The organism is Spirillospora sp. NPDC049024 (assembly GCF_040649235.1).
Taxonomy (GTDB): domain Bacteria; phylum Actinomycetota; class Actinomycetes; order Streptosporangiales; family Streptosporangiaceae; genus Spirillospora.
In genome coordinates, this window is sequence record NZ_JBEZFD010000005.1 from 153,287 (window position 1) to 172,064 (window position 18,778).

17 protein-coding genes are annotated in these 18,778 nt (G+C 73.7%); 9 read left to right on the forward strand and 8 right to left on the reverse strand.

Annotation, left to right across the window (positions count from 1 at the left end):
- The first annotated feature begins 14 nt into the window (after nucleotides 1–14).
- The 5 genes from AB0C21_RS11130 to AB0C21_RS11150 all read left to right on the forward strand — a co-directional run bounded on the left by AB0C21_RS11130 (nucleotide 15) and on the right by AB0C21_RS11150 (nucleotide 4,570).
- Nucleotides 15–806, forward strand: coding sequence for a phosphotransferase enzyme family protein (locus tag AB0C21_RS11130; protein ID WP_500203872.1), 792 nt, complete (start codon nucleotides 15–17; stop codon nucleotides 804–806).
- Entirely contained in the window at nucleotides 790–1,686 is an 897-nt protein-coding gene (locus tag AB0C21_RS11135; protein ID WP_500204099.1) for a cobalamin biosynthesis protein, read from the forward strand. The genes AB0C21_RS11130 and AB0C21_RS11135 overlap by 17 nt, the downstream gene beginning before the upstream one ends.
- The gene (locus AB0C21_RS11140; protein ID WP_500203873.1) at nucleotides 1,683–3,194 is read left to right on the forward strand and encodes a cobyric acid synthase; all 1,512 of its coding nucleotides are present in this window, start codon (nucleotides 1,683–1,685) and stop codon (nucleotides 3,192–3,194) included. The genes AB0C21_RS11135 and AB0C21_RS11140 overlap by 4 nt, the downstream gene beginning before the upstream one ends.
- A gap of 37 nt (nucleotides 3,195–3,231) precedes the next feature.
- Nucleotides 3,232–3,867, forward strand: coding sequence for a DUF1444 domain-containing protein (locus AB0C21_RS11145; protein WP_500203874.1), 636 nt, complete (start codon nucleotides 3,232–3,234; stop codon nucleotides 3,865–3,867).
- A gap of 64 nt (nucleotides 3,868–3,931) precedes the next feature.
- Nucleotides 3,932–4,570: a LysE family translocator gene (locus AB0C21_RS11150; RefSeq protein ID WP_500203875.1), complete on the forward strand. Its 639-nt coding sequence runs from the start codon at nucleotides 3,932–3,934 to the stop codon at nucleotides 4,568–4,570.
- A gap of 13 nt (nucleotides 4,571–4,583) precedes the next feature.
- Here the strand turns inward: AB0C21_RS11150 and AB0C21_RS11155 are convergent, their stop codons facing one another.
- Nucleotides 4,584–6,542, reverse strand: coding sequence for a protein kinase domain-containing protein (locus AB0C21_RS11155; protein WP_500203876.1), 1,959 nt, complete (start codon nucleotides 6,540–6,542; stop codon nucleotides 4,584–4,586).
- A 113-nt stretch (nucleotides 6,543–6,655) separates the two neighbouring features.
- Between AB0C21_RS11155 and AB0C21_RS11160 the strand changes: the two genes are divergently transcribed.
- A complete protein-coding gene (locus tag AB0C21_RS11160) occupies nucleotides 6,656–7,606 on the forward strand; it encodes an alpha/beta hydrolase (protein WP_500203878.1) in 951 nt (316 codons plus the stop codon).
- Between the two features lie 15 nt (nucleotides 7,607–7,621).
- Here the strand turns inward: AB0C21_RS11160 and AB0C21_RS11165 are convergent, their stop codons facing one another.
- The 4 genes from AB0C21_RS11165 to AB0C21_RS11180 form a co-directional block, all read right to left on the reverse strand.
- On the reverse strand, nucleotides 7,622–9,319 hold the full coding sequence (locus AB0C21_RS11165; RefSeq protein ID WP_500203879.1) for a serine/threonine-protein kinase: 1,698 nt from the start codon (nucleotides 9,317–9,319) through the stop codon (nucleotides 7,622–7,624).
- Nucleotides 9,320–9,403: 84 nt separating this feature from the next.
- Nucleotides 9,404–10,747: a DUF4389 domain-containing protein gene (locus AB0C21_RS11170; protein ID WP_500203880.1), complete on the reverse strand. Its 1,344-nt coding sequence runs from the start codon at nucleotides 10,745–10,747 to the stop codon at nucleotides 9,404–9,406.
- A 72-nt stretch (nucleotides 10,748–10,819) separates the two neighbouring features.
- Complete coding sequence (locus tag AB0C21_RS11175; RefSeq protein ID WP_149261411.1) at nucleotides 10,820–11,782, reverse strand: quinone oxidoreductase family protein; 963 nt, start codon at nucleotides 11,780–11,782, stop codon at nucleotides 10,820–10,822.
- Between the two features lie 111 nt (nucleotides 11,783–11,893).
- Nucleotides 11,894–12,586 (reverse strand): TetR family transcriptional regulator, encoded by a 693-nt coding sequence (locus AB0C21_RS11180; RefSeq protein ID WP_500203882.1) that lies wholly within the window; start codon nucleotides 12,584–12,586, stop codon nucleotides 11,894–11,896.
- A 315-nt stretch (nucleotides 12,587–12,901) separates the two neighbouring features.
- On the opposite strand from AB0C21_RS11180, the gene AB0C21_RS11185 reads away from it, so the two are divergent.
- From AB0C21_RS11185 to AB0C21_RS11195, 3 genes are all read left to right on the forward strand, one after another.
- Nucleotides 12,902–13,174, forward strand: coding sequence for a hypothetical protein (locus AB0C21_RS11185; RefSeq protein ID WP_353818399.1), 273 nt, complete (start codon nucleotides 12,902–12,904; stop codon nucleotides 13,172–13,174).
- Nucleotides 13,175–13,277: 103 nt separating this feature from the next.
- The gene (locus AB0C21_RS11190; RefSeq protein WP_500203883.1) at nucleotides 13,278–13,553 is read left to right on the forward strand and encodes a DUF6504 family protein; all 276 of its coding nucleotides are present in this window, start codon (nucleotides 13,278–13,280) and stop codon (nucleotides 13,551–13,553) included.
- A gap of 1 nt (nucleotide 13,554) precedes the next feature.
- Nucleotides 13,555–16,917, forward strand: a complete 3,363-nt coding sequence (locus AB0C21_RS11195; RefSeq protein WP_500203884.1) for a DNA polymerase III subunit alpha — start codon at nucleotides 13,555–13,557, stop codon at nucleotides 16,915–16,917.
- A gap of 15 nt (nucleotides 16,918–16,932) precedes the next feature.
- Here AB0C21_RS11195 and AB0C21_RS11200 read toward each other — a convergent pair whose 3' ends face one another.
- The 3 genes from AB0C21_RS11200 to AB0C21_RS11210 form a co-directional block, all read right to left on the reverse strand.
- Nucleotides 16,933–17,607, reverse strand: a complete 675-nt coding sequence (locus AB0C21_RS11200; protein WP_149261415.1) for a DUF4328 domain-containing protein — start codon at nucleotides 17,605–17,607, stop codon at nucleotides 16,933–16,935.
- A gap of 96 nt (nucleotides 17,608–17,703) precedes the next feature.
- Nucleotides 17,704–18,051 carry a hypothetical protein gene (locus AB0C21_RS11205; protein WP_500203885.1) on the reverse strand — a complete coding sequence of 116 codons (348 nt, stop codon included), beginning with the start codon at nucleotides 18,049–18,051 and terminating at the stop codon, nucleotides 17,704–17,706.
- Nucleotides 18,052–18,121: 70 nt separating this feature from the next.
- Entirely contained in the window at nucleotides 18,122–18,769 is a 648-nt protein-coding gene (locus AB0C21_RS11210; protein ID WP_500203886.1) for a response regulator, read from the reverse strand.
- Nucleotides 18,770–18,778 lie beyond the last annotated feature (9 nt).

Consider the following 18,778-nt stretch of genomic DNA (forward strand, 5'->3'; position numbering starts at 1 on the left):
TATCTTGGGTTGCTGTGGCGGTGAACATCGAGGTGCCGCTCTCCGGTGGGGCCGTGTCGGAGGGTGTGGTGCGGGTCGGGGAGACGGTGCGGCGGCCGCTGCGCGCGCACAGTCCGGCGGTCCACGGGTTGCTGCGGCATCTGGAGGCCGTGGGGTTCGACGGGGCGCCGCGGGTGCTGGGGATCGACGAGCTGGGGCGTGAGGTGCTCAGCTGGGTGCCCGGGGAGGTGCCGCATCGGCCGTTGGGGGCGGGGGTCGTCTCCGAGGACGCGCTGCGGGGCGTCGCGCGGCTGCTGAGGCGGTACCACGAGGCCGTCGCGTCGTATGAGGCGCCGGTGGGGGCGCCGTGGGACGCGGAGACGTCCAACCTGGACGGGGAGCCCGAGGTCATCGGGCATTGCGATGTGACTCCGGAGAACGTGGTCTTTCGGGGCGGGCAGCCGGTCGCGTTGATCGATTTTGACCTGGCGCGGCCTACCACGCGGGTGTTCGACGTGGTCACCGCGCTGCGGCACTGGGGGCCCATCGAGGATCCCGCCGATCGGGACGCTGTGCTTTACGGGGCGGATGTGGGGCGGCGGCTGCGGATCTTCTGTGATGCCTACGGGCTGGAGCCGGAGCGGCGGCGGGAGGTGCTGCCGGCGGCGCGGGTGCGGTTCGAGCGGTCCTACCGGGCGATGCGGGAGAAGGCGGAGCGCGGTGGGGGATGGGCGCGGATCTGGCAGGGCGGCGCGGGGCCGCGGATACGGCGGGCGCAGGATTGGCTGGAGCGGCACTGGGATGAACTTGATGCGCGTCTCTGGTGAGGGGCTGGTTCTCGGGGTCGCGCTGGACGCGGTTCTCGGGGATCCGAAGCGGTGGCATCCGGTGGCCGGGTTCGGTCGGGTGGCGTCCGGGGCGGAGCGCTGGATCTATGGGGATTCGCGCTGGCGGGGTGCTGTCTATGTCGGGGCTCTGGTGGGGGGCGCCGGGGTTGCGGGAGTCGCGCTTGAGCGGGCGAGTCGGCGGCCCCTCGTGCATTGCCTTGTGACTGCCGGGGTCACTTGGGCCGTGCTCGGGGGGACGTCGTTGGGCCGCGAAGGGCTCTATATGGCGCGGGTGCTGGAGCGGGGAGATGTGGAGGCCGCAAGGAAGCGGCTTTCCCATCTGTGCGCGCGGGATCCCCGGGGGCTGGACGCCCGTGCTCTGAGCCGTGCGGTGGTGGAGTCGGTCGCCGAGAACACGTCGGACGCGTCCATCGCGCCTTTGGTGTGGGGTGCGGTGGCGGGCATTCCGGGGTTGCTCATGTACCGGGCCGTGAACACGCTTGACGCCATGGTGGGGTATCGGAATCCGAGGTACGAGCGGTTCGGGTGGGCGGCGGCGAAGCTCGATGATGTCGCCAACTGGGTTCCGGCGAGGGTCACCGGGGGATTGGTCGCCCTCTGTTCGGGACGGGAGGCCTGGCGCGTTCTGAGAAGGGACGGGGCGAAGCATCCGAGCCCCAATGCCGGACGGTGCGAGGCCGCTTTCGCCGGGGCGCTCGGGGTGAGGCTGGGCGGGGTCAACGCCTATGGCGGACGGGTCGAGCACCGGCCCGAGATGGGGGACGGCCGGGCCCCCGAGGTCCGGGACATCCGGAGGGCCGTCCGGCTCTCCGCGGTGGTGACGTTCGCGGCGGCGGCCGTGGTCTGGAGCGTGCGGTGAGCGGGCTGCTGGTGGCCGGGACCACGTCCGACGCGGGCAAGAGCGTCGTCACGGCGGGGCTGTGCCGGTGGCTGGCCCGGCAGGGCGTGAAGGTCGCGCCGTTCAAGGCCCAGAACATGTCGCTGAACTCGATGGTGACGAGCGACGGGGCCGAGATCGGGCGGGCGCAGTACATGCAGGCGCAGGCCGCGGGTGTGGAGCCCGCGGCACTGATGAATCCGGTGCTCCTCAAGCCGGGGAGCGACCGCAGAAGCCAGGTCGTGGTGCTGGGACGGCCCGTCGCGGAGGTCGACGCCCTGCAATACGGGGCGCACAAGGAATGGCTCAAGGGCGTCGTGCTGGAGAGCCTTGACGAGTTGCGGGCCAAGTACGACGTCGTCGTCTGCGAAGGGGCCGGGAGTCCCGCCGAGATCAATCTGCGGGGCGGCGACATCGTGAACATGGGGCTGGCGCGGGCCGCGGATCTGCCTGTGGTGGTGGTCGGCGACATCGACCGGGGCGGTGTCTTCGCGGCGCTCTACGGCACGGTCGCCCTGCTGGAGCCCGCTGACCAGGCGCTGATCGCGGGATTCGTCATCAACAAGTTCCGGGGGGCGGAAGAGCTTCTGGCGCCCGGGCTGGAGCAGCTCAAGATGCTTACAGGGCGGCCCACTTTGGGCGTCCTGCCCTGGAAGCTCGGGCTGTATCTCGATTCCGAGGACACCCTGGCATTGGACGCGCCGCGGCCCGACGCGAAAGGGCCGTACGGGAAGGAGACGCTGCGCATCGCCGTCGTCCGGTTCCCGCGCATCTCCAATTTCACGGACCTGGACGCCCTGGCCTGCGAGCCCGGCGTCGTCGTCCGGTACGCGGCGAGCGCCGGGGATCTGGCGGAGGCCGATCTGGTGGTGCTGCCGGGCACCCGGGCCACGGTCGCCGATCTGGCGTGGCTCCGCGAGCGGGGAATGGCGGAGGAGGTCCGGAGAAGGGCCGAAGCGGGACGGCCGGTGCTCGGTATCTGCGGCGGCTACCAGATGCTCGCCGAAGAGATCGTGGACGACGTCGAGTCGAAGGAGGGGAGGACGAGGGGCCTCGCCCTCCTTCCCGCGAGAGTCGAGTTCAAGAAGGAGAAGACCCTCGGGCGGCCGGAAGGGAGCGCGTACGGGGAACCCGTGCACGCCTACGAGATCCACCACGGCATCGTGACCGCGCAAGGAGAGCCTTTCCTCGACGGCTGCCGGAAAGGCTCCGTCTGGGGGACGACCTGGCACGGCGCCATGGAGAACGACGGTTTCCGGAGGGCGTTCCTCGCGGACGTGGCCCAAGCCGCCGGAAGGGCTTTCGTCCCGGCCCCGGACGTGTCGTTCGAGGCGCTGCGGGAGACGACCCTGGACGCGCTCGGCGACCTCGTCGAGGAGCACATGGACACCGAGGCCGTGTGGCGGATCATCGAGGGCGGGGCGCCCGGCGGCCTGCCCGTCGTCCCGCCCGGCGGAGCCCCGGAACCGCCCTCCGCGGCGGTAAGGTGATCCACTCGTACGCGCAGAGCACCAGGAGGAACGCCCCGTGACCGACCCGCGGTCCAAGCTGATCGTCCCGCTGATGAAGGCGCGGGTCCCGGCCGAGGTCCAGCTGGAGTTCCCGCTCCCGGCGGACGAGGAGCCGATCCGCGACCCGTTCGCCGCCGACCTGTACGTCACCTACGCGCTGGAGATCGCCGACGAGGGCGCCCCGACCGGCCGCCGCTACGAGCACGTGGCGCGGCGGCACTGCGCCGACCTCGGCGTCGCGCCGGGCGAGCTGCGCCGCCACGCGGTGATCAACCTGCGCGACCTGCGTCCCGAGCTGAGCCTCAGCTGGTACCCGGACGCGCGCGCCGTGACGGTGTCGCTGGGCGGTTCCGCGCGCAGCGGGAGCCTGGAGTCGGGCCTGCTGCTGGACGAGGGCTTCCTGGAGAAGCTGGCGCAGGACGTGGACGGCGACCTCGTCGTCGCGGCGCCCGCGCGGGACGTGTTCGTCGCGTCCGGCACCGGGCATCCGGACGGTGTCGACAAGCTCCGCTGGGCGGTCGCGCAGGTGTGGGCCGAGGACCGCGGGGACGAAACCGCCTCCGACCCGGTGTGGGACGTCCCCGCCGGGACCCTTCTCACGCACAACCTCCTGGTCCGCCGCGGCGGCGCCTGGGACGTCCTCGCGGTCTGAGCCCGGCCGCGGCCCCCGGAAAATTGAGTGGGACGCCCTGGCCGGGATGCGTACCGTGCCGTCCATGGTGTCGACTCATCAGCTTCTGGCCTTCTCCGCGATGGCGCTGGCCATCATCTTGATCCCCGGACCGTCGGTCCTCTTCGTCGTAGGCCGCGCGCTGGCGCACGGCCGGCGCACCGCGCTGGCGGGCGTGGTCGGCGGGGTGCTCGCCGCCCTGGTACTGACCTCGGCCGTCGCGGTGGGCATCGGTTCGATCGTGGAACGCTCCGTCATCGTGTTCACCGTGCTGAAGATCGTGGGCGCGGTCTACATCGTCTACCTCGGGGTGCAGGCGATCCGGCACCGGCGCTCGCTCCAGGAGGCGATCGCCGGGAGCGAGGCGGAGCGCGGCGGCGGCAGGGCGCTGCTGCAGGGATTCATCGTGGGCATGACCAACCCGAAGACCACCGTCTTCTTCGCGGCCGTCCTGCCGCAGTTCGTGGTGCGCGAGAACGGGCACGTCGCGCTCCAGATGATCGTCTTCGGCGCGGTCTTCGCGGTGATCGCGCTGTTCTGCGACAGCGTGTGGGGCCTCGCGGCCGGGACGGCCCGCGACTGGTTCGCCCGGTCGCCGCGGCGCCTCGCGGCCATCGGCGGCACCGGCGGCCTGATGATGATCGGCCTCGGCGTCACCGTCGCGGCGACCGGCCGCAAGGACTGAGGGCCCGGCCGGTTCAGACCGCGCAGAGCGAGAAGTCGTCGAAGACCGCCCGCAGCTGCCCGGTGGCGCCCTCGGCACGGAGGACGACCAGGCCGCTCCAGCCGGGGACGCCGGCCGGCGGGGTGGCGGCGGACGACGCGACCGGCTCGCCGTTCACCCACATCGCGAGGTCGATGTTGCCGTCCTTCCGCTTGACGCAGGCGGCCTGCACGCGGTTGTCGTCGCGCGGCTTGGGGATGGTGCCGCTCGTCACGGTCTGCGTCTGCCAGCTGCTCTGAGGCTGCCCTACGCTCAGCTTGGCGATGCGGGCACGCCCGTCCGCGCGGACGAGGAACGCGTAGCCGGTGCCTCCGTGGCAGAACACCCCCGCCTCGCCGTTGGGGTCCTGCAGAGAGACCTCGGCCTCGATGAGCTGCGAGTCGGGGGTCGTGCTCGTCGGTGCGTCGACGGTCGTCCGCGTGGTATCCGGGAGGACGCGGATCTCGTACTTCTTGTCCTGGTAGGCCGCGTCCCAGTCCGGTGTGGTGGCCGTCTTCCAGCCGGAGTCCTCGTGGCTGAACTTGTCGTCGAAGACCTTGTCCTTGACCTCCGGCGGTTCGTCGCCGAGGACGGCGGCGGCGCCGGGGGCGGCCGGGGCCTTGTCGCCGTCCGGGATGCCGAGGGCCCCGATCACGCCGGAGACGGCGACGACCGCGCCGGCCGCGACGGCGAGCAGGCCGTGGTTGCGGTACCGGCGCAACGGCTTCCTCGCCCGGGCCGCCGGGGTCCGCGCGCCGACCGGACGCGTGAGCGGCACGGAATGCGCGCTCGTCGCGGACCCGCCCGCGGCCCCCGGCGAAGGCGCGGACCCCTGCTCGGCCGCGGGCCCGGGCGGAGGCGCGGTCTGCGCCGAGGGCTCGGTCTGCGGGGCGGCAGCGGACTGCGGGAGGGGCTTGCTCTGCGCGGTGGGGCCGGATTGCGGTGAGGGTTCGGGCTGCGGCGTATGCGCGGTCTGCGGGGCGGCAGCAGACTGCGGCGAGGGCTCGGACTGCGGAGTGGGGCCGGGCTGCGAGGTGGGGCCGGGCTGCGGGGTGGGGCCGGACTGGGATGAGAGGCCGGGCTGCGGGTGCGCGGGGCTCGGATCCGATGTCGGCAGTTCGACCGTGGGCGGGGTCGCGGGGGGCTCGTCCTCGCCGGTCAGCGCCTGGATCAGCTGCTTCACCGCAGGACGTTCGGCGGGGTCCTTGGACAGCGACCGGGCCACCACGTCGCGGACGGCCGGGTCGAGGCCGTCCAGGTCGGGTTCGCCGGACGTCACCCGGTTGATGACCTCCGGGAGGTTCCCGCCGCCGAACGGGGCGCGTCCGGTGCCCGCGTAGGCGACGACGCACCCCCAGGAGAACACGTCGGCGGCCGGCGTGATCTCCCGCCCGTGCATGAGCTCGGGCGCGATGTAGGCGGGCGTGCCGACGAACTGGCCGGTCCTGGTCGGGCCCTCGGTGGCGTCCAGCGCCCGCGCGATCCCGAAGTCGATCACGCGCGGCCCGGTCGGGGACAGCAGCACGTTGGACGGCTTGAGGTCGCGGTGCACGATCCCCGCGCCGTGGATCGCGCCCAGCGCCGTGGCGATGTTGACCGCGAGGGCCTCCAGGTCGCCGCCGCGCAGCGGCCCGTTCGCCTTGACGGCCTCCTCCACGGACGGCCCGTTCACGTACTCGGTCACCACGTACAGGGGGTCGCCGTCGAGGCGGGCGTCGAGGACGGCGGCCGTGCAGAACCGGCTGACCTGCCGCGCGGCCGTCACCTCGCTGCGGAACCGGTCGTGGAACGCCTCGTCGTCGGCCAGTTCCGCGTTGATGACCTTGACCGCGACCTGCCGCCCCGCCTCGTCCTCGCCGAGGTAGACGGTGCCCATGCCGCCCCGGCCGAGCCGGGCGGTGAGCACGTAGGGGCCGAGCAGACGCGGGTCTCGATCACGGAGGGGCGCCTGCATCTCTCGACTCCCGGGGGTGGAGGTGTGCTGTGATTCAGTCTGTTCTGCGGTCAGACTCTTTGACGTCCGATCATGGGGCATCAGTTCATTGGAGTGCGGGAGGAATTGTGGACGTGACGGCGGACGTGCTCGGCCCCGGCTACGAGGCGATCGAGCTGCCGATGGGCCGCGACGCCGAGGGCGAGGTCGTGGCGACGCTCGTGCGGCGGCGCGGCGGCGGCGACCCGTCCCGGCGGGCGGTGCTGTACCTGCACGGCTTCGTCGACTACTTCTTCCAGCGGCACCTCGCCGACTTCTACGTCGACCTCGGCTTCGACTTCTACGCGCTCGACCTGCGCAAGTACGGGCGCTCGCTGCGTCCGCACCAGACCCCGAACTACGTCGAGAGCCTGTCGGACTACTTCCCCGAGATCGACGAGGCGGTGCGGATCGTCCGGGACGTGGACGGGCACGACACGCTCCTGCTGAACGGCCACTCGACCGGCGGCCTTGTCGCCGCCCTGTGGGCCGACCGGGCGAGCGGCAAGGGCCTGGTCGACGGCGTGTTCCTCAACAGCCCGTTCCTGGACATCGCCGAGCCGCTGGTGATGCGCAAGGTCGGCGCGGGCCTGGCGCGGGCGCTGCGGCCCCGGTTCCCGAAGGCGAAGCTGCCCGCGGGCGTGTCCGACCGGTACCCGCGCAGCATCCACCGCGACCACGAGGGCGAGTGGGACTTCGACCTCGCCTGGAAGCCGATCGCCGGGTTCCCGGTGCGGGCGGCGTGGCTGGCGGCCGTCCGCCGGGGGCAGCTGCGCCTGCACCGCGGCCTGGACGTGGACGTTCCGGTGCTGGTCATGGCGTCGACGCGCAGCGTCCGCCCGACCCGCAAGGTGCTGGACGTGACGGGCGCCGACGCCGTCCTGGACGTCGAGCACATGGCGAGGTGGGCGCCGCGGATCGGCCGGCACGTCACGCTCGTGCGGATCGACGGCGGCCTGCACGACCTGGTGCTGTCCGCCGAACCGGCCCGCACGCAGGTCTTCACGGAGCTGACCCGCTGGACGAACGGCTACCTGCCGGCCTGACCGGCCCCCGCCCGGCTACTCCAGGATCTTCGACAGGTCGAAGTCGTCGAAGTCGACGATGATCTGCTGCGCGGCGTTGCCGCCCCGCTCGACGGTGAGGCCGACCTTGCCGTTGCCGAGCGGCTGGTCGGCGTCCGTCACGTCGATGACCTGGTCGCCGTTCGCCCAGAGCCGCAGCCGGACCTGCTTGCCGTCGTTGCCGCTCTCGCACGCGATCTGGAGCTTGTTGGACTTGCCCTCGCTGAAGCCCGGGACCGAGTCGGGGTTGGCGAGCTCCTTGGTGCCGCGGTCCTTGGTGCCCTTGCGGAGCACCGCGCCCTTGCCGTCGTTGCGGACCAGGAACAGGTACCAGTTGCTGTCGGCCGAGCGGCAGTAGAGCCCGTACATGCCGTCGGGGGCCCCTTGGGCGGCCTTGGCGCTGACCGTGGCCAGCATCGGGTCGGGGGCGAACTCGTTCTTGGGCACGTCCCGCGACTGCGAGCCGGCGCTGCCGTCGGTCTGCATCCGGTAGGCGCCGTTCGTGTAGGTGTACTCACCGGTGAAGGAGCCCCAGCCGGAGTTCTCGTTGGAGAAGTCGTCGGCGAACGCCATGGCCAGGTTGTCGTCGGGCGGGCCGTCCGGGCCCAGCGCGAAGAACCCCACGGCGGCGAGCAGGGCGAGGGCCGCCACGACGGCGCCGCCGATGAGCAGCGGGCGCCGGGGGAGCCCGCCGCCGCTCGGGCCGGGGGCGGGGCGCGCGTCCTGGCGGGTGGCGCCGGGCGCCGCGGGCGGAGCGGTCGGCTGCTGGAAGGCGGCCGGGGCGGTCGGCGCCGCCGCGGTCGGCTCGCCCGGGGTGGCGTGCCAGCTCGCCTGGACGGTCTCGGCGAGCTTGGCCGGGTCGGCCTTGCCGTTGCCGACGAGCCGTCCGAGCAGCTCCTGGACGGTCGGCCGCCGCTGCGGGTCCTTGTCGAGCGCGGCGGCGACGACGTCGCGGAGGGCGGGGTCGAGCCCGTCGAGCTTCGGCTCCTCGTGCACGACGCGGTAGAAGATCTCCGGGACCGTGTTGCCCGCGAACGGGGGGCGCCCCGTCCCGGCGTAGGCGACGACGCAGCCCCACGAGAACACGTCGGAGGCGGGCGAGACCTGCTCGCCGCGCAGCAGCTCGGGCGGCAGGTAGTTCGGGGTGCCGACGAACTGGCCGGTGCGGGTGGGGCCGTCGGCGGCGTCGAGGGCGCGGGCGATGCCGAAGTCGATGACGCGGGGTCCGGTGGAGGACAGCAGGACGTTGGCGGGCTTGAGGTCGCGGTGCACGATCCCGGCGCCGTGGATCGCGGCGAGCGCGGTGGCGACGCCGACGGCGAGGCCCTCCAGGTCGGAGCCGGGCAGCGGGCCGCGCTCGGCGACGGCGCTTTCCAGCGTCGGCCCCTCGATGTACTCGGTGACGACGTACAGGGGGTCGGTGTCCAGTTCGGCGTCCATCACGGGCGCGGTGCAGAACCGGCGGACCTGCCGTGCGGCGGTGACCTCGCGCCGGAACCGTTCCCGGAACGCGCCCTCCCCGGCGAGTTCCCGGTTGATCATTTTCACGGCGACGCGGCGGCCGGCGCGGTCCTCGCCGAGGTAGACCGTCCCCATGCCGCCCCGGCCGAGCCGCCCGACCAGCCTGTAGGGGCCGAGCTCTCCGGGGTCGCCGGGGCGCAGGGTCTCCCCGTTCTCTCCTGCGTGCGTGGTCATCATGATCCTGAGGGGAATCGGGAGTCTTTGCGGTAGAACCCTAGCGGTCCACGGTAATTCGGACGCGCCAAGCCGTCAGCGCGTTCAGTGGGTTGGCGGAGTCGATCTGGGCGACGGGGCGCGGCGGGCCCGCGGGAGGGTCCGGAACGGCGGCAGCTTCTCGCCCGTGAGCCCGAACGCGTACGCCACGACCCGGCTGGACCAGCGCTGGCACCCGACGACCAGCGCGTACAGGCCGCGGGGGTACCGGCCGGTGAACGGGATGACCAGCCAGCTGAGCAGCATGACGACCACCAGGGCCGCGTACATCACCAGCATCACCGCCAGGTGCGGGATCACCAGCAGGCCCCGGAGCAGGGTGAGCCAGCGCCGCGGGCCGCGCCAGGCGGCCGGGAACGGCAGCTCGACCAGGACCGTCTCCTCGTCGGGGCCGGGCTCGCGCGCCGCCGGGGCCGCCGTCGCGGGGGGCTCGGGCGCGGCACTCTGAGCCGGTACGCCGACCGCCGCCGGACGCTCCCCGTCCGCGGCGGGGGCGGCGGCCGGATCCGCGGCCGGATCCGGCCCCCGCCACGACTCCGAGATCGTCTCCACGGCCTGGGTGAGGTCGGCCTTCTCCTGCCCGACGAGCAGGGTGAGCAGCCGCCGCGCCGACGGGCGGTCGCGCGGGTCCTTGCCGAGCGCGGCGGCGACGACGTCGCGCAGCCGCGGGTCGAGGCCGGCGAGGTCGGGCTCCTCGTGCTCGATGCGGCGGAACGTCTCGGCGACGGTGCCGCCCTGGAACGGCGGGCGGCCCGTCCCGGCGTAGGCGACCACGCAGCCCCACGAGAACACGTCCGACGCCTGCTCGACCGGCTCGCCCCGCAGCACCTCGGGCGCGATGTAGGACGGCGTCCCGACGAACTGGCCGGTGCGGGTGGGGCCGTCGGCGGCGTCGAGGGCGCGGGCGATGCCGAAGTCGATGACGCGGGGGCCGGTGGAGGACAGCAGGACGTTGGCGGGCTTGAGGTCGCGGTGCACGATCCCGGCGCCGTGGATCGCGGCGAGCGCTGTGGCGACGCCGACCGCGAGGCCCTCCAGGTCGGACCCCGGCAGGGGGCCCTTGTCCCGGACGGCCTTCTCCAGGCTCGGGCCGTCGATGTACTCGGTGACGATGTACGGCGGGTCCTGGTCGAGCTCGGCGTCGATCACCGGCGCGGTGCAGAACCGGTGGACCCGCCGCGCGGCGGTCACCTCCCGGCGGAACCGGGCGAGGAACGCCGGCTCCCCGGCCAGCTCCCGGTTGACGACCTTCACCGCGACCCGCCGCCCGTCCGGCTCGGCGCCCAGGTAGACGGTGCCCATGCCGCCCCGGCCGAGCCGCCCGAGCAGGCGGTACGGGCCGAGAACGCGGGGCTCGTCCTTCTCCAGCGGTCCGGCGTACGTCGTCATGGGGGGCGGCGCTCCTTGGAAGATCGTCTGTCCGGGCCAGCCTAAGGGAGGCGGCGGCGCGGCCCGGGACGGTCAGGGGATCAGCAGGAGCTTGCCGGTGCTCCGCCGCGCCTCCAGGTCGGCGTGGGCGGCGGCGGCCTCGGCGAGGTCGTAGCGGCGGCCGACGTGGACCTTCACGGCGCCGGACTCGACCCACGCGTAGACGGCGGCGGCGCGCTCCAGCAGCTCCTCGCGGTCCGCGACGTAGTGGGTGAGGGACGGCCGGGTCAGGAACACCGAGCCGGCCCGGTTGAGGCGCTGCGGGTCGAACGGCGGGACGGGGCCGCCCGCCGCCCCGTACAGGGCCAGGGTGCCGCGCCGCCGGAGGCTGTCCAGGCTCCCGTCGAACGTGGGCGCCCCGACGCCGTCGTACACCACGGCGACGCCCTCGCCGCCGGTCAGCTCCCGCACCCGCGCGGGGAAGCCGTCGTAGCCCATCGTGGCGTCCGCGCCCGCGTCCTTCGCCAGCTTCTCCTTCTCCGGGGTGGACGCCGTCGCGAGCACCCTGGCGCCGAGCGACGTGGCCGCCTGCGTGAGCAGGAGCCCCATCCCGCCGGCGCCCGCGTGCACGAGGACGGTGTCGCCCTCCTGGACCGGGTAGGTCGACCGGGTCAGGTAGTGCGCGGTCATGCCCTGCAGCAGCGACGCGGCCGCGTCCTCCAGTTCGACGCCGTCGGGGACGGGGACGACCTTGTCCGCGGGGACGACGGCCTTCTCCGCGTAGCCGCCCTGCACGTTCGCCCAGGCGACGCGGTCGCCCACCGAGAACTCCCGGACGCCCTCGCCGACCGCCGCGACCGTCCCGGCCGCCTCGACGCCCGGCGTGTACGGGGTCTCCTGCGGGTACGCGCCCGTCCGGTAGTACACGTCGATGAAGTTGACCCCGGCGGCCGCCACGTCGATCAGCACCTCGCCCGGCCCGGGCTCGGGGGCGGGGCGCTCGGACGCCTCCAGGACCTCGGGGCCGCCGCTGCGGGTGATGACGATCGCGCGCATGTCGTTCTCCTGACGGGTAGGTTCGCGTGGACGCTCCCGGAAAACCCGGTCGCCCCTACGGGCTATTCCGCCCGCGGGCCGTTCGAATCCGCTCGAATCCGCCGCCGGGGCTCACACCCAGTCGCGCATGGTCCGGCCGGCGAGGGCCACGGCCTCCTCCACGCGGGCCGCGACGGTCCCGGCGTCCCAGATGTCGCGGCGGGCGCAGTCCTCGAACGCGACCTTGGCCGCGGCCAGGTAGAACGACACGACGATCCGCGGCCGCAGGTCCTGCTCCATGTCGACGCCCTCGCGGCGCGCGATCTCGGCGGCGAGCGCCTCCGCCGACGCCGAGTACCGCGCCATCTGCGCCGCCATCAGCGCCGGCGTCGCCTCGATCACCTGCCGGACGCGCCGGAACCGGGCGCCGTCGGCGGGGTCGCTCTCGGCGATCGTCCGCAGCACGACGCGCAGCGACTCGAACAGCGCGGTGAACGGCCGCTCGTCGGGCGGGCGGGCCGCCAGCGCCTCCGCCAGCACCTGGTCGTGCTCGGTGAGGAAGGTCGTGACCACGTCCTCCTTGGTGCCGAAGTAGCGGAAGAAGGTGCGCTGCGACACCTCCACCGCCGCCACGATCTCGTCGATGGTCGTGGCCTCGTACCCCTTGGCGAGGAACAGGTCCAGGGCCGCGTCGATGAGGGCGAGGCGGGTCCGCTGCTTCTTGCGCTCGCGGAGCCCGGCGAGGGCGCGGCCCTGCTCGGGGCCGTGCCCGCGGACGCCGTGATCCGTGTGGCCTGACGGGTCGCCGGCGGGGACGGCGCTCATCGGCTCGCTCCTTCTATTTGGCTGACGCGGGCCATGCCCGCCTCACAGAGGCTTCTATCACGGACAGGACCTCCGCATGCGGGCCGGGTTCCGGGGACCGGAAAACCTGGTGTGGGGTGATTGGCGCATAACACGCCGGTCCGTTCCCACCGCTCCCGCGGACCATCCCCTTACGGGCGGGGTACACCCGTCCCCACCTTTGGGATTCTCCCTCCGCGGGCCCCGGATCCGGGTCATGCTGAGGACCGGTCACCAACCGTCGCCGGGTGATCGCACAAGGTCATCGCGGCGGCCGGACCTGCTGAGGCGGCTGATGTGTCTGTAGTCGGTGGGCGGGAGATCGCCGAGGTGCGCCGGCGTCACCTCGCGGCGCTCGCGTGCGAGGTCGAGGCCCGGGGCCTCGCCTGGCGGTTCGCCGGGCCCGGGGAGTCGCTGCTGGCCGTCTCCATGCCGGGGACGGGGCGGCACCTGATCGTCCTCGCCACCCCGTCCGGCGACGGCTGGTACTACCTGTGGCCCGCCGGGGGAATGGCCGACGTCGCCCGGCTCAACGAGGTCGCCGACCGCATCCACACCCTTCTCGGCTGACCCCGCCTTGCCCCCCGGGCCGGGGGTTCCCTAGACTCGGATGCGAACGTCTGTTCGAGTTCCGCATGTCTTCCCCCGTGCGGTGAGCGCGAGGGGGAGGCAGATGACGCGCGTGTTCGGCGATCCGGTCGACGTCTGGGTGAGCGACGGGCGTCCGGTCCGGTTCGTCTGGCGTGGCCGGCTCTACACCGTCCGGCGGGTGCTGGAGCACTGGGTCACGACCCGCGACTGGTGGCGGGAGCGGCAGCCCGACGGCGAGGCCACCGGCGAGCGGGAGTTCTGGCGGGTCGAGGCGACCCCGGAGCGGGAGATCGGCGTCTACGAGCTGCGTTATGACGTGGCCGCCGACAGCTGGCTGCTATCCCGGGTATGGGACTGACGTGCATATTCATGTCGCTTCGTCCTATTCGCTCCGGTTCGGCGTCGCGCCGCCCGCGGCGCTGGCGGAGCGCGCGGCGGTCCTCGGCATGGAGACGCTGGCGCTGACCGACCGCGACGGCCTGTACGGGGCCGTCCGGCACGTCCGCGCATGCGCGGACGCGGGGATCGGCGCCGTCGTCGGCGCCGACCTCAGGGTCGCCTCCACCGGCGACGAGCGCATCGTTGTCCTCGCCGAGGGGCGCGCCGGGTGGCGGTCGCTGTGCCGGCTGGTGACGGCGGCGCACGCGGCGGGCCGGCGCGGCCGCCCGCTGGTGACCAGGGAGATGGTCGGCGCGCACGCCGACGGCCTCGTCGTCCTGCTCGGCCCCGCGTCGGACGTCGGGCGGGCCCTCACCGGGCGGCGCCCGGACGTGGCGGCGGCCCGGCTGGCGGCGTGGCGGGCCACCGCCGAGACCGTGATCGAGATCGTCGACCACCGCGACAGGGGCGACGGGCCGCGGGCGGCGCGGATGCTCGCGCTCGCCCGCGAGGCCGGGGTGCCCGCCGTGCTGGGCAACGCCGTCCGCTACCTGGACCCGTCCGACCACCCGGTCGCGCAGGTCCTGGACGTGACGCGCCGCCTCGTCCCGCTCGACCGGCGGCACCTGGACGACCGCACCGGCCAGGCGTACCTGAAGTCGGTCCCCGAGATGCGCCGGGTCGCGGAGGCGAGCTGCGGCCCCGAGGAGGCCGACGCGCTGCTCGCGGCCACCCGGCGGCTGTCGGAGCGCTGCGTCCTCGACCCCGCCCGCGACCTCGGCATGGACGAGGTCCACCTGCCGGCCGTCGAGGGCGATCCGCACGCCCGGCTCGCCGCCCTGTGCGCCGAGGGGATGGCGCGGCGCGGGCTCGACGGGTCGCGGGAGGCCGCGGCCCGGCTCGACCACGAGCTCGGCGTGATCGGCCGCAAGGGCCTGGCGCCGTACTTCCTCACCGTCGCCGACGCCGCCGCACTGATCAGGGCGCGCGGCATCCGCTGCGCGATCCGCGGCTCGGGCGCGGGCAGCCTGGTCAACCACCTGATCGGCATCAGCGACCTGGACCCGCTGCGGCACGACCTCGTGATGGAGCGGTTCCTCGCCGACAGCCGCGAGGGCCTGCCCGACATCGACCTGGACGTGGAGTCGGCCCGGCGGCTGGAGGCCTACCAGGCGCTGTTCGACCGGTTCGGCGCGGACGCCACGGCGTGCGTGTCGATGATGGAGACCTACCGGGCGCGCAGCGCGCTGCGCGACGTCGGCAACGCCGTCGGGCTCCCGCCGCACGAGATCGACGCGATCGCCAAGGCGTTCCCGCGGATCCGGGCGAACCAGATTCGCGCCGCCCTGGACGACCTGCCCGAGCTGCGGCAGAGCAACCTGGCGGCGGGGCGCCTGGAGGTGCTGTTCCGCATCGCCGAGCGCCTGGACGGGCTGCCCCGCCACATCGCCATGCACCCGTGCGGCGTCCTGCTGTCCAACCCGACGCTGCGGGACCGGACGCCGGTCGAGAGCGCCGCCGTCGGGTTCCCGATGAGCCAGTTCGACAAGGACGACGTCGAGGCGATGGGGCTGCTGAAGCTCGACGTCATCGGCGTGCGGATGCAGTCGGCGATGGCGCACGCGGTGGCGGAGGCCGCCCGGGTGACGGGGGAGCGGATCGCGCTGGAGGACGTCCCGCGCGACGACCCCGCGACGTACGCGCTGGTGCGCACGTCCCGGACGCTCGGCTGCTTCCAGATCGAGTCGCCCGGCCAGCGGGAGCTGATCGGCCGGCTCCAGCCCCGCGACCTGGACGACCTCGTCATCGACATCTCGCTGTTCCGCCCCGGCCCGGTCAACTCCGACATGGTGACGCCGTTCCTCGAGGCCCGCGCCGGGGACCGGGAGCCCGCCTACCCGCACCCCGACCTCGAACCCGCGCTGCGCGAGAGCCTCGGCGTGGTCGTCTTCCACGAGCAGGTGCTCCGCGTCTTCGACGTGATGACCGGCTGCGGCCTGTCCACGGCGGAGGCGGCGCGGCGGAGCCTGAACCACGAGCGGGGCCAGGCCGTGGTCGGCGACTGGTTCCGGGAGCGGGCGCTGGCGCGCGGCTACGACGGGGCGACCGTCGAGCGCGTCTGGCGGATGCTGACCGCGTTCGGCGCGTTCGGCTTCTGCAAGGCGCACGCCGCGTCGTTCGCGCTGCCCACCTACCAGTCGGCCTGGCTGAAACGGCACCACACCGCCGCCTTCTACGCCGGCGTCCTCACCCACGACCCCGGCATGTACCCCAAGCGGGTCATCCTCGACGACGCGCGGCACTTCGGCGTCCCGATCCTCCCGCTGGACGTCAACCGCTCGGACGCGGAGTGGCGCGCCGAACCCGTCGCGGCGGGCGGCCCGGCCGGGATCCGGGTCGCGCTGAGCGAGGTCAAGGGAATCTCGGAGGCGGAGATCGGAAGGATCACCGGGGCCCGGCCGTACCGGTCGCTGACCGACTTCTGGCGCCGCGCCCGGGTGTCGCGGCCGATCGCCGAGCGGCTCGTCCTGGCGGGTGCGTTCGACGCCATCTACGACGGCGTCCCGCGCCGCGACCTGCTGTGCCGCGTCGGCGCCCTCGACCGGGTCACCGCCCGTCCCGCGCGGATCCCGGAGGGGCAGCTCCCCCTCGGCCGCGAGGACGGCGAGGGCGCCCTCATCGACGTGGCGGCCGACCTGGCGGAGGAGATCCCGGCGGGCGAGCTGCCGCCGATGACGCCGGCCGAGGTGGTGGAGGCGGAGCTGGACATCCTGGGCATGGACGTGAGCCGGCACATCATGAGCTTCTACGCCGGACTGCTCGCCGGGCTCGGCGTCGTCCGCGCCGCCGACCTGCCGGGACGTCCGGACAAGAGCGAGGTCCTGGTCGCCGGGGTCAAGGTCGCGACGCAGACCCCGGCGGTCAGGTCGGGGCAGCGCGTCATCTTCGCCACGCTGGACGACGCGACCGGCCCGGTCGACCTCACGTTCTTCGAGTCGGTGCAGGACAGGTGCGCCGCCACCGTGTTCGGCTCCTGGCTGCTCGTCGCCCGGGGGCGGCTCCGCCGCGCCGGGGCCCGCGCCGTCTCGATCACCGCGAACGCCTGCTGGGACCTGAACGCCCTGCACGAGGAGTGGCGGCGCGGCGGCCCGGACGCCCTCCGCGCGGCGATGGCGGGAACGGACGGCCACGGCCGGCCGGTGGGTCGCCGCATCGTCCAGCCCACGGGCTTCGCGATGTCGCCGTACTCCGACATCGGCCATGCGGGCCCGGCCATCAAGCGGCCCCCGAGAACCGCCCTCTGGCACACCAGCCAGGGCAGCTCCGGCCCCGCTCCGGGCTGACCCGCGCCGCCCGGCTCACCGGGTGATCTGGATCCGGGTGATCTGGAAGACGGTGGCCATGCAGAGCGCGGCGGCGAGGGCCTGGAAGGCGGCCGCGGCGACGCCGACGTGCACGTCGAGGCGGGCGTCGGCGAGGGTCTCGACGCTGCCGTGCGTGAACACGCGGCCGAGGACGAGGCCGAGCAGGGCGCAGCCCCACCAGCCCGCGACGACGAGCGCGGCGCCCTGGCGCTCGGCCGTCCGGTACCGGCCGCTGTTCACCCAGACCTCATAGACCACCCGGGGCGGCACCCACAGGTTGACGACCGGGAGGAACCAGCCGAGCAGGACCCAGGCGCGGTGGTGCCGGTGCGGGCCGGGGGACTGCTGGAACGCCCGCCACAGCCAGGTGAGGTACAGCAGGCCGGTGACCGCCGCCATGATCGCGCCGATCGTGAACACGTCCGCGTAGGGGGCGAGGGCCTTGCCGGTGGCGGCGGCGTCATAGCTGTCGTGCGTCGCGCCGTGCAGCGGCCGCGCCAGCCTGAGCAGGCTGATCCCCGAGCCGAGGGCCACGAACGCGTTGAAGCCGAGCAGCATGAACACGGCCACGCCCACGGCCCGGAAGTCGCGGCGCCGGGCCCAGGCGCCGCAGGCCGGGCACCGGTCGACCTCCGTCGGGATGATGTCGCCGCACAGCGCACACGGCATGATCCACCTCCCCAGGGCCTTTGCCGTTGCCTGTTTTGGATACTACGTACGTTTGACCGACGCGGCCCAACGCGGGTTCGGGCCCTTACCGGATCGTCACATGTGCAGGACGAGCCGGGTCGCAGCCCACGTCGCGGCGGCGGTGACGGCGGCCCAGGCGGCGAGGCGCCCGAGGCCACCTGTGGACAGCAGCCGTTCGGGCCGGAGCCCGGTCACCGCCAGCAGCGCCCACCACTCGGCGGTCAGCGCGATCGTCGCCGGCAGCGACCCGAAGCCGATCAGGGCGAAGAGCAGGACGACGGCCGCCGGGGTCGCGGTGTGCGCGAACAGGGCGGGCCCCCGGGCCGGTCCGCGCAGCCCGCGCCGCAGGCCCAGCAGGACCGCGCCCCAGCCCGCCGCGCACAGCACCCATACGACCAGGACGGTCACGGGCAGCCCGTTCATCGACTCCGGTGCCAGTGCCCAGCCTCCCCCGTCTCCCGTGTTCCCCCGTCCGCGTTCCCCGCCGGGGCCGTCAGGTCATGAGGCCCGACTCCCAGGCCCACGCGGCCGTCGCGACCCGGTTCCGCGTGTTCAGCTTGCGGTTGACGCTGCCGAGATGCGTCTTGACCGTGGAGAGCGACACGTACAGCTCCGCGGCGATCTCCTCGTTCGTCTTGCCGCGCGCCACGAGCCGGACCACGTCCAATTCCCGGTCGGTGAGCGGCTCGCGCGGCGGGACGGCCCGGGCGCGCGGCTTCGCCAACTGCTCCAGCAGCCGGACGGTGATGGACGGCGACACCAGCGACCCGCCGTTCGCCGCCGCGCGGACGGCCTCGACCAGCAGCGCGGGCCCGCTGTCCTTCAGCAGGAACCCGACCGCGCCGCCGCGCAGCGCCCCGTACACGTACTCGTCCATGTCGAACGTCGTGACGATCACGATGCGCGGCGGGTCGGGGACGCCGGGGCCGGCGAGGGTGCGGGTCGCCTCCAGGCCGTCCATCCGCGGCATCCGGATGTCGAACAGGCACACGTCGGGACGCAGCCGGCGGGCCAGCGCGACGGCCTCGGCGCCGTCGGCGGCCTCCCCGACCACCTCCATGTCGGGCTGCGAATCGACGATCATCCGGAACCCGGTCCGGACCATCTCCTGGTCGTCGGCGATCAGTACGCGGATGGTCACCCTGCCGAT

Bases quoted from the DNA above. Each gene is read 5' to 3' on its own strand.
- AB0C21_RS11135 (WP_500204099.1), top strand. From the start codon at position 790: ATGCGCGTCTCTGGTGAGGGGCTGGTTCTCGGGGTCGCGCTGGACGCG.
- AB0C21_RS11150 (WP_500203875.1), top strand. From the start codon at position 3,932: ATGGTGTCGACTCATCAGCTTCTGGCCTTCTCCGCGATGGCGCTGGCC.
- AB0C21_RS11155 (WP_500203876.1), bottom strand. From the start codon at position 6,542: ATGCAGGCGCCCCTCCGTGATCGAGACCCGCGTCTGCTCGGCCCCTAC.
- AB0C21_RS11165 (WP_500203879.1), bottom strand. From the start codon at position 9,319: ATGACCACGCACGCAGGAGAGAACGGGGAGACCCTGCGCCCCGGCGAC.
- AB0C21_RS11170 (WP_500203880.1), bottom strand. From the start codon at position 10,747: ATGACGACGTACGCCGGACCGCTGGAGAAGGACGAGCCCCGCGTTCTC.
- AB0C21_RS11175 (WP_149261411.1), bottom strand. From the start codon at position 11,782: ATGCGCGCGATCGTCATCACCCGCAGCGGCGGCCCCGAGGTCCTGGAG.
- AB0C21_RS11180 (WP_500203882.1), bottom strand. From the start codon at position 12,586: ATGAGCGCCGTCCCCGCCGGCGACCCGTCAGGCCACACGGATCACGGC.
- AB0C21_RS11190 (WP_500203883.1), top strand. From the start codon at position 13,278: ATGACGCGCGTGTTCGGCGATCCGGTCGACGTCTGGGTGAGCGACGGG.
- AB0C21_RS11200 (WP_149261415.1), bottom strand. From the start codon at position 17,607: ATGCCGTGTGCGCTGTGCGGCGACATCATCCCGACGGAGGTCGACCGG.
- AB0C21_RS11205 (WP_500203885.1), bottom strand. From the start codon at position 18,051: ATGAACGGGCTGCCCGTGACCGTCCTGGTCGTATGGGTGCTGTGCGCG.